General features: G+C 61.5%; 20 protein-coding genes and 1 tRNA gene. All 21 read left to right on the top strand.

The window, feature by feature from the left end:
* Positions 1-399 (top strand): hypothetical protein (locus M3P27_03055; GenBank protein MDP9267288.1); only part of this gene is annotated, 399 nt, incomplete at its 5' end.
* Entirely contained in the window at positions 396-605 is a 210-nt protein-coding gene (locus tag M3P27_03050) for a cold-shock protein (GenBank protein ID MDP9267287.1), read from the top strand. The genes M3P27_03055 and M3P27_03050, both read left to right, overlap by 4 nt.
* The gene (locus M3P27_03045; GenBank protein ID MDP9267286.1) at positions 605-1711 is read left to right on the top strand and encodes a phage Gp37/Gp68 family protein; all 1107 of its coding nucleotides are present in this window, start codon (positions 605-607) and stop codon (positions 1709-1711) included. Before M3P27_03050 ends, M3P27_03045 begins: the two co-directional genes overlap by 1 nt.
* Entirely contained in the window at positions 1708-1956 is a 249-nt protein-coding gene (locus M3P27_03040) for a hypothetical protein (GenBank protein ID MDP9267285.1), read from the top strand. Before M3P27_03045 ends, M3P27_03040 begins: the two co-directional genes overlap by 4 nt.
* Positions 1953-2408: a hypothetical protein gene (locus M3P27_03035; GenBank protein MDP9267284.1), complete on the top strand. Its 456-nt coding sequence runs from the start codon at positions 1953-1955 to the stop codon at positions 2406-2408. The genes M3P27_03040 and M3P27_03035 overlap by 4 nt, the downstream gene beginning before the upstream one ends.
* The gene (locus M3P27_03030) at positions 2405-3253 is read left to right on the top strand and encodes a helix-turn-helix domain-containing protein (protein MDP9267283.1); all 849 of its coding nucleotides are present in this window, start codon (positions 2405-2407) and stop codon (positions 3251-3253) included. The genes M3P27_03035 and M3P27_03030 overlap by 4 nt, the downstream gene beginning before the upstream one ends.
* Positions 3237-3470: a hypothetical protein gene (locus M3P27_03025; GenBank protein MDP9267282.1), complete on the top strand. Its 234-nt coding sequence runs from the start codon at positions 3237-3239 to the stop codon at positions 3468-3470. The genes M3P27_03030 and M3P27_03025 overlap by 17 nt, the downstream gene beginning before the upstream one ends.
* Positions 3471-3626: 156 nt before the next feature.
* Complete coding sequence (locus M3P27_03020; protein ID MDP9267281.1) at positions 3627-3881, top strand: helix-turn-helix domain-containing protein; 255 nt, start codon at positions 3627-3629, stop codon at positions 3879-3881.
* Complete coding sequence (locus tag M3P27_03015) at positions 3874-4650, top strand: DNA adenine methylase (GenBank protein ID MDP9267280.1); 777 nt, start codon at positions 3874-3876, stop codon at positions 4648-4650. The genes M3P27_03020 and M3P27_03015 overlap by 8 nt, the downstream gene beginning before the upstream one ends.
* Complete coding sequence (locus tag M3P27_03010; protein ID MDP9267279.1) at positions 4647-5021, top strand: hypothetical protein; 375 nt, start codon at positions 4647-4649, stop codon at positions 5019-5021. The genes M3P27_03015 and M3P27_03010 overlap by 4 nt, the downstream gene beginning before the upstream one ends.
* Positions 5022-5218: 197 nt before the next feature.
* On the top strand, positions 5219-5710 hold the full coding sequence (locus tag M3P27_03005; GenBank protein ID MDP9267278.1) for a hypothetical protein: 492 nt from the start codon (positions 5219-5221) through the stop codon (positions 5708-5710).
* 74 nt (positions 5711-5784) lie between these two features.
* The gene (locus M3P27_03000; GenBank protein ID MDP9267277.1) at positions 5785-6039 is read left to right on the top strand and encodes a hypothetical protein; all 255 of its coding nucleotides are present in this window, start codon (positions 5785-5787) and stop codon (positions 6037-6039) included.
* Between the two features lies 1 nt (position 6040).
* Positions 6041-6117, top strand: a tRNA-Met gene (locus M3P27_02995).
* Between the two features lie 8 nt (positions 6118-6125).
* Complete coding sequence (locus M3P27_02990) at positions 6126-6413, top strand: hypothetical protein (GenBank protein ID MDP9267276.1); 288 nt, start codon at positions 6126-6128, stop codon at positions 6411-6413.
* Between the two features lie 464 nt (positions 6414-6877).
* A complete protein-coding gene (locus tag M3P27_02985; GenBank protein ID MDP9267275.1) occupies positions 6878-7315 on the top strand; it encodes a P27 family phage terminase small subunit in 438 nt (145 codons plus the stop codon).
* Positions 7233-9014, top strand: a complete 1782-nt coding sequence (locus M3P27_02980) for a terminase large subunit (protein ID MDP9267274.1) — start codon at positions 7233-7235, stop codon at positions 9012-9014. The genes M3P27_02985 and M3P27_02980 overlap by 83 nt, the downstream gene beginning before the upstream one ends.
* Positions 9011-10279 carry a phage portal protein gene (locus M3P27_02975; protein ID MDP9267273.1) on the top strand — a complete coding sequence of 423 codons (1269 nt, stop codon included), beginning with the start codon at positions 9011-9013 and terminating at the stop codon, positions 10277-10279. Before M3P27_02980 ends, M3P27_02975 begins: the two co-directional genes overlap by 4 nt.
* Positions 10280-10282: 3 nt before the next feature.
* Positions 10283-10948 carry an HK97 family phage prohead protease gene (locus M3P27_02970; protein MDP9267272.1) on the top strand — a complete coding sequence of 222 codons (666 nt, stop codon included), beginning with the start codon at positions 10283-10285 and terminating at the stop codon, positions 10946-10948.
* Complete coding sequence (locus M3P27_02965; protein ID MDP9267271.1) at positions 10930-12159, top strand: phage major capsid protein; 1230 nt, start codon at positions 10930-10932, stop codon at positions 12157-12159. The genes M3P27_02970 and M3P27_02965 overlap by 19 nt, the downstream gene beginning before the upstream one ends.
* A gap of 274 nt (positions 12160-12433) precedes the next feature.
* Positions 12434-13099: a glycosyltransferase family 2 protein gene (locus M3P27_02960; protein MDP9267270.1), complete on the top strand. Its 666-nt coding sequence runs from the start codon at positions 12434-12436 to the stop codon at positions 13097-13099.
* A complete protein-coding gene (locus tag M3P27_02955; GenBank protein ID MDP9267269.1) occupies positions 13060-13947 on the top strand; it encodes a hypothetical protein in 888 nt (295 codons plus the stop codon). The genes M3P27_02960 and M3P27_02955 overlap by 40 nt, the downstream gene beginning before the upstream one ends.
* Positions 13948-13981 lie beyond the last annotated feature (34 nt).

Raw genomic sequence — 13981 nt, 5'->3', positions numbered from 1 at the left:
GGCTACTCCAGCAAGGCCGCGTCCTCGGGCGACTCCAGCACGGCCGCGTCCTCGGGCGACTCCAGCAAGGCCGCGTCCTCGGGCTACTCCAGCAAGGCCGCGTCCTCGGGCTACTCCAGCAAGGCCGCGTCCTCGGGCGACTCCAGCACGGCCGCGTCCTCGGGCGACTACAGCAAGGCTTCTGCGAAGGGGAAGAACACGATCGCGATGGCCGCGGGCTTGGCTTGTAGCGTGCGCGCCGGCGAGAACGGCAGCTTCGCAACCGCCTATTGGGACAAGAAGGCGAAGCGTCACCGGATCCTGGTGGGCTACGTGGGCGAGGACGGCATCGAGGCAGACACCGACTATCGCATCGAGAAAGGCAAGTTCGTCGCCGTGGCGAAGGGAGCCACGGAGTGACGGGCTCGGTGCGGTGGTTCAGAGACGACAAAGGCTACGGCTTCATCACCCCGGACGAAGGTGGGAAAGACATCTTCGTCCACTTCAGCCACATCGTGGGCCGCGGCCGTAAGACGCTCATCGATGGCCAGCGCGTCGAGTACGACCCGCAAGAGACACCGCGCGGGCTGCAGGCCACGCAGGTGCGCACGGTCGAGGTGGCCTGATGGCAACCAACACAAGCATCGAGTGGACGGACGCAACGTGGAACCCCATCCGCGGCTGCTCGCGCGTCTCTGAGGGCTGCCGCCACTGCTACGCGGAAGCTGTGGCCGCGCGCTTCTCCGGCGCCGGGCAGGCGTACGAAGGCCTCGCCGAGCTGAAGATCATCGGCCAGGGCACACCGGCGGAGCACACCGCGCCGCATTGGACCGGGCGGGTGAGGCTAGTTCCGGAGCATCTAGCGGACCCCATTCGATGGAAGAAGCCGCGGCGCATCTTTGTGAATTCGATGTCGGACCTCTTTCACGAGAAGTTGCCGTTCGAAACCATCGCCAAGGTGTTTGCGGTGATGGCTCTCTCGCCACAGCACACCTTCCAGGTGCTGACGAAGCGCCCTCAGAGGATGCTGGAATTCTTCACGTGGGCGCGTGATATCGCGTGGCCCAAGCTCTTTCCCTGGGATGTTCCAGACTACGGCGTTGAGGCGAACGTTGTTCTTCAGTTTCTGAGCGATGCCGAAGCTGGCATCGCTGTCTCGAAGGACGAAGATCCTCCGGCATGGCCGCTGCCGAACGTGTGGCTTGGCGTGAGCGTAGAGGACCAAGAGAGCGCCGACGCTCGCATCCCACTGCTGCTGAACATGCCGGCAGCGGTGCGCTGGATATCCGCCGAACCGCTGCTTGGACCGATCATTCTCAAAGAACGCGACCAGCCGGAAGTGAACGTTGATTGGCTGCGCGGTTTTGATGGCGGAGAGCCTGCCATCCCAGGACTCGACTGGGTGGTCGGCGGCGGCGAGAGCGGACCTGGCGCGCGCCCGATGCATCCTGCTTGGGCGCTAGCGCTGCGCGATCAGTGCCGCGCCGCGAAGGTAGCGTTCTTCTTCAAGCAGTGGGGTGCGTGGCAGCCCATCGAATATCGGCAAGGTCGAAAGCCGTACCTGAAGATCAGTGTCCCGATGCCTTCCACCATGAAGCCATCGACTCGCGAGATCGTGTTCCACGCCGGCGAACCTGCTTTCGCAGTGAACATGCTGCGCGTCGGGAAACATGCCGCTGGCCGACTTCTCGATGGCCGTGAGTGGAATCAGTACCCGGAGGCGCGCGCATGAGGACGCTATCTCCGGGCGCCATCGTTTCCGAGGCCATCGAATTCGCTCATCGGCGCAACTATGTGCGCCCTGCCGAGTTCGTCGGCTGGATGGCTCAGCGTGGATGGACCGTGACCTGGTTAGAGGCGCATCTCGCACTCGACTGCTCTGTCCACATCAAGGTACTCGGACGCCGCGAGTTCGATGGGCGCTACTACTACGACCATGACGCCGCGGAGCAACGGAAGGCATCGGTGCGCGTATGAGGCTTGGCCCTCTCACGCTCTTCCAGAGGCGCGTCATCGGCGCGGACGATAACCCGCTTCTGGTGCGCTACATCCTCTTCCGGCTGCCCGCGATCGGTGTGTATCTGCACCACCTGTGCCGGAGCGACTATGGCCGCGCGCTGCATGATCATCCGTGGCCGTTCATCTCGATACTGCTCGCCGGCGGCTACGACGAGGTCCACGACCAGTCGATAGACGGCAAAGTCACCGTGGTTCCGCATCGCCGCGGCGACGTGCTCGTGCGGCCGGCGGAGTGGAGGCACCGCTTCGTCCTTCCAGACGGAAAGAAGGCGTGGACGCTGGTGATCGTTGGCCGGCGGTGCCGCCGCTGGGGATTCTTCCTGCCGACCGGCTGGTGTTGGTGGCGCAAGCACAACGGTGCGCTCGCCGTCTGCGAGGAAGAGATCCTGTGGGAAGGCGGCAGCGATTGAGCGACACCTTCCAGGTGCGCGACGAGCGCAAGCCCGGCCACCACTGGGCGGACAACGAGGTGCTCGACCTCTACGCCGCGCGCATTGGGGCCTACGGCTACGCGATCTACATGTTCATGGGGCGGCACGCCTCGAACGTGAGCGGGCGCTGCTCGAAGAGCCAGCGTGAGATCGCGGCTACCTTCGGCATCTCGCATGACACGGTGCAGCGTTACGTGACCAAGCTCGAGGGCTGCGGGCTCATCAAGCGCCAGGTGGTACCGGGGAAGGAATCGGTCTACGTCCTGCTGGCGGTCGGGAAGAAAAAGCAATCCTCTGAATCCACAGACCTACCGCTCACAGCGTCTAGTAACCGGTCTGAAAAGAGTACGCCCACAGCGTGTACCCCTACGCCCACAGCGTGTACCCCTACGCCCACAGCGTACAGCAATAAGGAAGTAAGACTTATTCAAGACTCTATTAAGACTAAACCTTCCAGCGCTGTCGCGCTGGCAGCCGTCGATTCGAGGCACGGTCCCGTGAGGGACTACATCCGCGAGCAGCACTCAGCTGCGCTGCACATGGCGATCGACGTGGTCCCGTGGGATGGCCGCGCCGCGAAGGCGCTGGCGAAGTGGCTCGCCTCGAATCCCAAGGTGACGGTCGAGCAGGTCCGCACGATGGTCGGCTACCACTACGAATCTTCCGCGCGGCTGGGGATGCTCTTTCACCAGTGGGTCCCGGAGCTGATGCGCTACTGGGGCAACGGTCCGCTGAATCAGTACGGCACGCCGCTGGCTGAGGACAAGGAATGGCAGCGCGAAGAGCGCATGCGACAGGAGGCACGAGTTGGAACGAACCGCTGAGCAAGTTCGGGAAGAAGCGAAAGCGGCGCAGGCTAGCATCGAGCAGCGGCGGCGTGCGGAAGCGCGAGCTGATGACCGCGAAGCTGCACAGCGGTCGTTCCAACCGGTCACTACCGGGCTGAAAGCGATCGTCACCGACGCCGCGGAGCGGTCAGGCTTCGAAATCGATTGGGTGAAGCGCGAAGTGAAGGAGCGGAAGAGTGCCAGCGACAAGTAGCGACCTTTACCAGGTGCTGCGCGTGGTGGACGAGGCGAAGAAGCCATCGCCGTACTTCCGTTCGTATGACGCGCCGGATCCTGCCACAAAGAAGCCATCACAGAGTGAACTGGCAAAGCTGGCAATGGCAGCAGCCGCACGGAGAGCGAGACGATCATGACGCTGCAGCTAAAAAACGTTCGCGTCACGGTGATCACTAACCGCATCAAGGCTGCGCGGCTCTCAGCCGAACTCTCGATGCGCGCACTCGAGGAAATCAGCGGCGTCGACGCTGCGACCATCTGCCGCTGCGAAAAAGGAAAGGAACCAACGCTGACGAACGCATTGAAGCTGGCGCGCGCTTTGAATGTTGCTGTCGAAGAGCTGTGGGAAATACGTGAGCTGACCGGCGCCGAGGCAGCCAATGCCTAAGCGCCGCCAGATCTACGCCGCCGACCTGTTCTGTGGCGCCGGCGGCACCTCCTACAACGACCTCGACGACGAGATTGTCTCGCTTTTCCGCATCGTGCGTGACCGCGGCGCAGCCTTGCTCCGCGCGCTCGAGTTAACGCCCTATTCGAGGACCGAGTTCCATCTAAGCTTCAAACTATCTCGCAATCCACTAGAGCAAGCGCGCCGCACTGTCGTTCGCAGCTATATGGGCTTTGGCGGGAATTTGACCAGGCAGAACAGAGACCTCACCCCTCAGAGGACAGGATTCCGCACGTACTCAAAGAAGAACCGGCGCTCAATTCCCGCCGGCGACTGGCACACATACCCGCAGCACCTCTCAGTGATCATCAAGCGGCTGCAAGGCGTCATCATTGAAAAACGAGATGCTTCGCGTGTGATCCGCGAGCACGATGGCGACTCGACCCTCCATTATGTCGACCCGCCCTATGTCCATTCCACTCGCGGGTTCGATGCCGGCGGAACGCATCGCGGTTATCGGCACGAGATGAGCGACGACCAGCACCGCGAACTGGCCGCTGTGCTGCGCTCGGCAAAAGGGATGGTTGTGCTCTCGGGCTACCCGTGTGACCTATACGACGATGAGCTTTTCCCAGACTGGAAGCGGTTCGATCGCTCGCACATGGCCGACGGTGCGCGGCGGAGAACGGAAGTCGTTTGGCTCAACGATGCCGCCGCGGTGGCCATGACGCAGCAAAGATTACCACTGGCGGAAGGAGTCGGAGCGTGAACTTCCAACCACTGAAGCCAGAAGCCGCGGTGCAACGCGCTGTTCTCGACCTGCTGGCCGCTGAGCGCATCCTCGCCTACCGGATGAACTCAGGCGCGCTGCTGGGCGCGAGCGGGCGTCCGGTGAGCTTCGGCGTGAAAGGGATGGCCGACGTGCTGGCCTTCCCCAAGGTGCAGTGCTCCAGCCTGACCTACTGCCGCTTCAGCCGGAATCTCTGGATAGAATGCAAGTCGGCAACTGGTCGCCAAAGCCCGGAACAGGTCAGCTTCCAGCAGCAGGTCGAAGCGGACGGCCACGCCTACATAATCGCGCGGTCGAGCGATGACGTTCTGGCATGGTTGCGCGAGCATGGAGCGATAGGTTCCACGTAGAACAATCTCTTCGCTTTACGTTCGTGGACAAAGTTCTTGACCTTGGTTCCATCTTGCCTCATTGTCGAATTGTTAATCCCAGCCCAATAGGTTTTCTGCCCTAAGTAAGTTGGCCAGAAAAGCCGGAGGAGAGCGCGGCACACAAGCTCCCACCCTACATGAGTAGGGATTCCTTACCTCAAAAACAGGGAGCACCGATGCGCAGGCTGAAAGAAGCTGCTGAGGTGGGTGTGTATCGCATCAACGCTCCCAGCGCGTTCATGCCATCATTCTCGGTCCCATTCGGTGAAGCGATGCGCATGGTCGAAGAAGGCTCGGCCGTGACCATCAACAAAGGCACGGCGATCCGCATCGTGATGGTGGAGCGTCACGCACAGTACGAATATTCCTGCTCGAACTGCTTCGCCGAGCGCCTCCTCTCACCCATCGCAGCGCTAGAAATCGATGGCCCAGTGAACTGCCTGAAGTGCGAGATGCCCATGGCGCGCAAAGACGACAGCGCCAACGCGAGCGAGCGTCCGTGGAACATGCGTGATCGGTCGCTGAAGATCAGCGGCAATAAAGCCGGGCGCATGGGAGTGATGGAGCAGTTCGTTGCCGGCTCCGAACATGCGGAGTCGCTCGTTCGCGGCTGGGCGGAAAATCATGCTGGCCTCGGCGCGCTTCCTGCGCCTGTCGGTGCCGCCTGATTTCGGAGCAGGCACTGTGTTCGTCCTACTCGTCCTCATCTTGTCCATCTTCATCCCGGCCGGCAAAACTTCTAATGAAGCTCGTTCGCGACAACACGAGAAGCGCATCGTTCCACGGAAACAGTGGCGGTGGTTCCGTCGTGCAGGACGCGCTCAGCGCAAGTGACCATCGCGTACCATCCAGCGGCCAAGTGCTGGATAACAAAATCTGCCAAGGCTGTGGGTACGACTTCCGCAGGCCGCGCGGCTCGACCGACAAGTATTGCCGAAGCTGCCACAGCAAGCCGATGTTCGAGGAAAAGAACAGCGGCATGTTTCTGATTCACTGATGCGGTGATTGAGCTACGGTGCGCTCGACGGTCTCATAAGCCGTCACTTATCTGGTTCAACTCCAGACGCCGCTTCCAGAATCGTCATGAAGAACTTAGCGCTCATCTCGCTGTTGTTGCTCATCGTCGGATGCGCGCGCGTCAAGCATGTAGTTGTTCGTCCAGTAAAGAATCCTCCGCAGTTGCGAACGCGGCCAAACATCAGCGCTGCGCACTATGTGGTCCCGACCTACTGCATCAAGAAGGTCGAGTACTACCAAGGCTGGTGTGAAGATGGGCAGACGCCAGGCGAGCTGCTGTGCCATGACATGATCATCCGCGTTCCAACTGCGTGCATCATGGTGAAGGCGAACGCCAATGCCATGGGCCGCTAAGGTACCGTGCGGCAATCCTGGTGGATGTAGAGAGTTCGCAACCAGGAGCGGACGCTGCGATGCGCATCAGCGCAAGGATGGGCGTCCGAGCGCTGCTGCTCGCGGTTACGACAGGCGCTGGCAGCTCTACTCGCAAGGCTATCTGCGAGTCAACAGGTTCTGCGCTGATCCACGTGGCGAGCACGGCGGCGAGCAGGTCACAGCGACTGTCACTGACCACAGGGTCCCGCACCGTGGCAACTCACACCTGATGTGGGACCCGGCCAACCATCAGCCACTGTGCTCACATTGCCACAGTTTAAAGACAGCAAGAGAAGATGGTGGCTTCGGCAATGCCAGCGCATCTCCTCTGTCATCATAGTGATGGGGGAGGGTGGAATCTCTAGACCCTCTCAGCGCTAGACCGTGTGACACTTAGATTTTTACATCCGCAAAACCATAGTTATGAAATGTGGGGTTTCGCCATGGGTAGGCCAAGGAAACCGACCGAAATCCTCGAGCTGAACGGCGCTTTCAAGAAGGATCCTCAGCGCCGCAAGGGACGCGAGAACGAACCGCGGCCAACCGGTCCGCTCGGCGATCCGCCGGAGTCTTTCGAGAAGGAAGAGAAGGCGATGTGGTTCGAGATTTCAGCGCAGATCCCCGCCGGCGTTGCGACGAACGCGGACCGCATCTCGTTCGAGCTGATGTGCAAGATCGCCTCAAAGGTTAGGGAAGAAGGAATCGGCGGACGCCATGGCGCGAGCGTCGGCGAAGTCGCACAACTCAACAACTTGCTCGGAAGTTTCGGGCTGAAGCCTGCAGACAGGTCGAAGATCAGTGTCCCCAAGCGTCCAGAAGAAGAAAGCATCTTCACCAAGCTCGCGAAGTCCGCGGGCACGGAAGGCGAGCGCCCGAACTAGCGGACCGCACTGGGCCGCGGCCAACGACTATGCGCAGCAGGTAGTAGCCGGAACGATCATCGCATGCAAATGGGCGAAGCTGGCGTGCAAGCGCCACCTCTATGATCTCGAGCGCGCGAAGACGGACGACTTCCGCTTCACCATCGCCGTGCAGCGGGCTGAGGATGTCTGCCAGCTCATTGAAGCGCTGCCGCACGTCAAGGGCAAGTGGGCCCTCCAGCGCGAAAACATCAAGCTCGAATCGTGGCAGAGCTTTATCACCTGCTCGCTGTTCGGATGGGTCGAGAAGGCTAACAAGAATGTGTACCGCTTCCAGGAAGCGGACATCTTCGTCTCGCGCAAGAACGCGAAGAGCACATGGGCAGCCGCAGTCTGCAATGTGAAGTTCGCGGCGGACCGTGAATACGGTGCCGAGGTCTATTCGGGTGCGACCACCGAGAAGCAGGCTTGGGAAGTGTTCCGGCCGGCTCGGCTCATGGCCGAGCGGACGGCTGCGTTCCGCAAGGCTTTCGGCATCCAGGTCAATGCGAAGTCGCTGACCATCCCGGCGAACGGCAGCCGCTTCGAGCCGGTCATCGGGAAGCCTGGCGATGGTGCTTCACCGAGCTGCGCGGTCGTAGACGAGTACCACGAGCACGCTACTGACGAGCTCTACGACACGATGAAAACGGGCATGGGCGCCCGCGATAATCCGCTATTGCTGGTCATCACCACGGCGGGAAGCGATCGCAGCGGGCCGTGCTACCAGCTCCAGAAGGATTTGGAGAAGATCCTCGACGGCCGCATCCAGAACGATCGCGTGTTCGGCATCATCTACACCGCCGATGAAGGTGACGACTGGAAGAGTGAAGTAGCAGTCGTCAAAGCGAACCCGAACATCGGCGTAAGCGTTGGGCGCGAGTTTTTGCTCAACGCACAGCGCGGCGCCATCCAGTCGGCCCGCAAGCAGAACGTCTTTAAGACGAAGCACCTGAACATGTGGGTGAATGCGGACGTCGCCTGGATGAACATGGCGAAGTGGGACGCCATGGGCGACGCAAAGCTATCGCTCGATGCCTTCAAGGGCGAAGACGTTCTCTGCGGACTCGACCTGGCCAGCCGCATCGACATCGCTTCGAAGGCGCGTGTCTTCCGGCGCACCATCGAAGGCAAGCACCACTACTACGTTTTCTGCGCTCACTACCTGAACAGCGCGGCGGTCGAAGAGGGGCGCGGCTCGCACTACCAGCAATGGGCGAACGAAGAGCGCCTGATCGTCACTGACGGAAACGTCACCGACTACAACACCATCATCGAGGGCGTCGTAGAAGACAGCAAGCTCTTCCGCGTGCTCGAAGTGCCGCACGATCCATATCAGTCGCTGCCGTTGATGCAGACCATCCAGGCCCGTGCCGATTGGGATCGCGGCATCGTCCCTGTCGCCATCGAGCAGACCGTCGCGAAGATGTCCGGCCCGATGAAGGAACTGGAAGCCCTAGTCTACGACGGCCGTTTCCATCACGACGGTGACCCGGTACTGGGCTGGATGATCTCGAACGTCGTCTGCCATCGGGACGCGAAAGACAATATTTTCCCGCGCAAAGAGCGCGAGGAAAACAAGATCGATGGCGTCATCGCCATCCTGGTTGCGCTCAAGCGCTGGATGGAACGGCCCGAAGGCGGCTCGATATATGAACGGGAGGGCTTGACCACGCTTTGAACGCTCTGCAAAAGGTCGCCCGCACCATGTTCGCGAAGGCGCTTGGCTTCCCGCCCATGGCCACGAGCGACCACGGGCTGAGCCGGTACCTGTCCAGCGGCGGGGCAACGTCGGCGGGCATCCTGGTCTCGCCGCAGAGTGCGCTGTCGCTGGCCACCATCTACGGTTGTGCGCGCGTCTGGTGCAACACTCTCGGCTCTGTGCCATTGCAGGTCTACCGCGACGGGCCAAAGGGCCGCGAGAAGGCGAATTCTCATCCGCTCTATTTCTTGCTGCACGACTCGCCGAACCGCTACATGACGTCGCTCGTCTGGCGCGAGCAGATGACGCTGTCTCTGGCGCTGTGGGGAAATGGCTATTCCAAGATCGAGCGCATCGGCGGCCGGGTGGTCTCGCTGAATCCGCTGCGTCCGGATTGGACCGCCATCCGCTTCGATGATAAAGGCCTGCGCTACGAATATCGCGGGATGGAAGGCCGTACCGAGACCTACCAGCCGGAAGACGTTCTCCACATCCGCAACTTCTCGTTCGATGGCATCCACGGGCTGTCGCCCATCGGCGTGGCGCGTGAAGTCATCGGCAAGGGTTTGGCGATGCAGCAGTATTCGTCTTCCTTTTTCCGCAATGGTGGCCGGCCCGGGGGCGTCCTGAAACACAAAGGGACGCTCAGCGAAACCGCGGTAAAGCGGCTGCGCGCGGAGTGGGACGGCGCGCACGGTGGTTCCGACAATGCCGGCAAGATCGCCGTCCTCTATGAGGACATGACTTATGAGTCCATCGGCATCCCGCCCGAAGATGCGCAGTTCGTTGATACCGCGAAGCTGAACGCCGCGGAAGTGGCGAGCCTCTACGGTGTGCCGGCGAACATGCTGGGCCACACCGATAAAACCGCGACTTACGCCTCGGCGGAGCAGTTCGATATCCAGTTCGTGAAGCATACCGTTCGGCCTCTCGCCGTTCGCTTCGAGCAGGAACTGAATCGTTCGCTGGTTGGTCCGCGCTCCGATGTCTTCGCGGAGTTCGACCTCGATGGTCTGCTGCGTGGTGATACCGCCTCGCAGGCGTCGTTCGCCGGAACGATGGTGCAGAACGGCCTGATGACGCGCAATGAAGTGCGGCGCAAGTTCAACCTGCCGGATGAAAATGGCGGCGATGAGCTGACCGTGCAGTCGAACATGATCGCCGTCGATGACCTACAGAAGATCGCTGCCGGCCTGAACAAACCAGCAGTCGCCATTCCGGCGCCAGCGCCGGCGAAGGAGTAGCTGATGAAACGACGCAAGCACCTGGTCAGCAAATTCCTCATCAAGGAACTCACCGAGAACGGCATGTTCAAGGGACTAGCCGCGGTCTACGGCAACGTGGACCTCGGTGGCGACGTCATCGAGCCGGGCGCGTTCACCAAGACGCTCTCCGACAAGGGTGGAGAGTTTCCCATCTTGTGGCAGCACGATTCGCGCAAACCGATCGGCCTCGGCAAGTTCACCGACTCGCGCGAAGGGCTTGTCGTTGAAGGCAAGCTCACGCTCGAGTCGCCGACTGCGGCGGAGGCCTATGCGCTGCTGCGTGATCGCGTCGTGCGCGGTCTCTCCATCGGGTACGACACCATCTCCGACAAAATCGAAAAGAATATCCGCCACTTGTTAGAGATCAAGCTATGGGAAACGTCTCTCGTCACCTTCCCGATGAATGAGATGGCGCAGATCACGGACGTGAAGAACGCCGACGAATACGCCGTCCTGGTCAACGAAGTGGAAGCCGCCGGCGAGCGCTTGGGTTTCAACGCCGAGCTCGCCGCGCGGGCCATAAAAAGTTTACGGGCACTGGCCGCAAGGGCACCAGCCGCCAAGCAGGACACCATCGCGCCGGACGTTGTCCACGCGGTGGTCACCTCACTCGCAAAGGAAATCGAATCATGGACCCGAAAGAACTGAAGCAGCAATTCGACGAGGCGTTGAAGCCGCTGCACGAGAAGCTCACGCAGGCGGCGGAGCGCTTTGAAAAACAGGAAAAAACCTTCGGCGTGGCATCGACGGAAGCGAAAGCTGCCGTCGATAAAGCGCTGACCGAGATCGGCGAACTGCGCAAGGACCACGCCGCGCGCATGCTCGCCATCGAACAGAAGCTCACCGCTCCCAAGGGTGGCGACGAACCCGAGATCAAGTCGATCGGCCAGCTTCTGGTCGAGACCGACGAGTTCAAGTCGCTCGCTTCGCGGGGCAGGGGCTCGGCCACGCTCAAGGTGCCGGCTGCGGCCTGGAGAAAGACGGCCATCACCAACGTCACCGGACAGAACCAGCCGGTGGTCCCGCCCGACCGCATCTCCCGCATCATGGCGCCGATGTTGCAAAGGCTGCGCGTTCGCGATCTTCTGACCGCACTGCGCACCTCGAGCAACCTGATCGAATTCAGCAAAGAGAACAGCTTCACCAACAACGCCGCGCCGCAAGGCAAAGGCTCTTCGCCGCAGGTCTATGAGAACGTGGCGAAAGCCGAGTCTGCGCTGACGTTCGTTTTGGCGAAGGAGCCGGTGCAGACCATCGCGCACTGGATCCCGGCCTCGAAGCAGATTCTTGCCGATGCTCCGCAGTTGCAGGATTACATCGACAATCGTCTGCGTCAGGGCTTGAAGAAGGTGGAAGAGGACCAGTTGCTCAACGGCTCGGGCACGGGTGGCGACCTCAACGGCCTCATCACCCAGGCCACGGCCTATGACACCGGCCTCGATGTCGTGGGCGACACGAAGATCGACACCCTGCGGCGCGCGATACTGCAGGCTGAACTGGCCTTCTACGAGATTTCGGGGTTCGTCCTCAATCCGACCGATTGGGCGGACATCGAGCTGAAGAAGACCACCTACGGCGAGTATATCTTCGCCAATCCGCAAGGCATCGCCGCGCCGGCGATGTGGGGCAAGCCCGTCGTCTCCACGCCCTCCATCGAGGCGGGCGACTTCCTCACCGGCGACTTCACCTCGAACGTGGTCAACATCTACGATCGGGAAGACGTCTCGGTGACCATCTCCACCGAGCATGACGACTTCTTCACCCGGAACATGGTCGCCATCCTCTGTGAAGAGCGCCTCGCTCTCGTCGTCTACGCCCCTCGCGGCCTGATCACCGGCAGCTACCCGGCCTCAGCCTAAACCAACGCAACCTGAATACGGGGCCCGCCCGTCACAACAAGGCGGGCCCTTTCTCTTCCAAGCCAAACATGACCGACGAGCAGCTCCTACAGATGATCGCGAAATGGCGTGAGCGCGCGTTCGGAGATCAGGTAGAGGCGATATTGCTCATCGCTGCCGCTCTCGATGGGCCACGGCAGCACATCGAGTCTATCGAGGAAGAGCTTCGCCGCCGCATCCGTGGCAGGGTTGGCGCCGGCCCGTCAGAGTTTAAGAGGTGAAGGTCTCAGCCATCATGCCGACCGCTGGCCGGCATGAGTTCATCCGTGGCGCTGTCGCTTGCTTTTTGGCGCAAGACTATCCCGACACCGAACTGGTCATCCTCGATGACGGCGCCCAGCCGGTGGAAGCTTTACTGCCGGCAGATAGCAGGATCCGGTACTACCGCGAATTGCCGAAACAGACCACGGGGAACAAGCGTAACCGGTGCTGCGAGCTGTCATCCGGTGACGTGATCGTGCATTTCGATGACGACGACTGGTCAGCGCCTGGCAGGATCCGCCACCAGCTTGAAACGCTCATGGCCGATGCTTCGAAGCGCGTCACCGGGTTCAATTTATTGCTGTTCTGGGACGTGCGCTCCGAGTGCGGCTACCGGTATCGACTCCACGACCGCTATGCCCTCGGCACGTCCCAGATGTATTTCCGCTCCTGGTGGGAGCAGAACCGTTTCAGCTCGCGGCAGCTCGGCGAAGACTCCGACTTCGCTTTCCGCGCCAAGCGCGCCGGCGTGATCGTTGTAGAGGATGGTGCGCAGTGGCTCGTGGCGCGCATCCATGATGGCCGGACAAGTACCACGGAGCCGAATACCACGCAGTTCCTGCCGGAAGGGCGGGCAAGCTTTCCGGAGGAGTTCTTCGCGTGCGCTTCAACGTCATCACCAACCTCGCCAACGGCGTAGGACTGGAGCGCGATTACATCCTCCTGCGCGGCGAGCTGGAGCGATTGGGCCACCAGGTCGCCGGCGTGCAGTTCAACGGCGCTGAGGATGCATCGCCGGCCGACGTGAATGTGTTTCTGGAAACGGTCGAGCCGAGGTTCTTCGCGGCTGCCGGGCGGCAGTGGGCCGTTCCCAACCCGGAGTGGTGGTTCCAGGGATGGAATAAGTTTCTGCCGGCCTTCGAGCACGTGCTGGCCAAGACGCACGATTGCGAGCGCATCTTTGCGGCCAGCGGCAAGGCGAAATACCTCGGCTGGCGGTCGCGCGATCTGCTGGCGCCGGAGCAGCGGCGGTCGCCGGATTTCCTGCATGTTGCCGGCAAGAGCCAGGCGAAGAACACGGCGCCGGTCCTCGCGGCATGGGGAAAGGCGGCCTTCAAAGCTCGCCTGACCGTGATTTCGGAATGTTACCGGCTGCCGCGCATTGCCGGCGTTCGCATGCAGCGGCGCATCACCGATGACCAGCTCCGGCAGGCCATGAACCTGCATCAGTTTCACCTGCTGCCCTCCGCTTATGAAGGCTGGGGACATGCGCTGCATGAGGGCATGGGCGTTGGTGCCGTGATGATCACCACCGACGCTCCCCCGATGAATGAGTTCGGCGCAGCGGTCTTGGTGCCTGCGGCGGCATCCGGACGGCAACATGCCGCGCCGATGGCCATGGTCGAACCGGATGCGTTGATCGCGGCGGTCGAGCAGGCCTTGCGGCTCACCCCACAAGAGATAGCCGAACATTCCGCGCGGGCGCGGGAACGTTTCCTCGCCGATGCAGCAGGATTCACGGAGAGATTGGAACGGTTATGCGCTTAGAGCTGGGGTGTGGCCGGCAGCCGACCGATGGATT

It is taken from the genome of Acidobacteriota bacterium (assembly GCA_030774055.1).
In the GTDB taxonomy this organism is placed as follows: Bacteria; Acidobacteriota; Terriglobia; order Terriglobales; family Acidobacteriaceae; genus JACPNR01.
The sequence above is the reverse complement of the archived record's forward strand: the minus strand, read 5'-3'. Positions and strand labels throughout refer to the sequence as shown.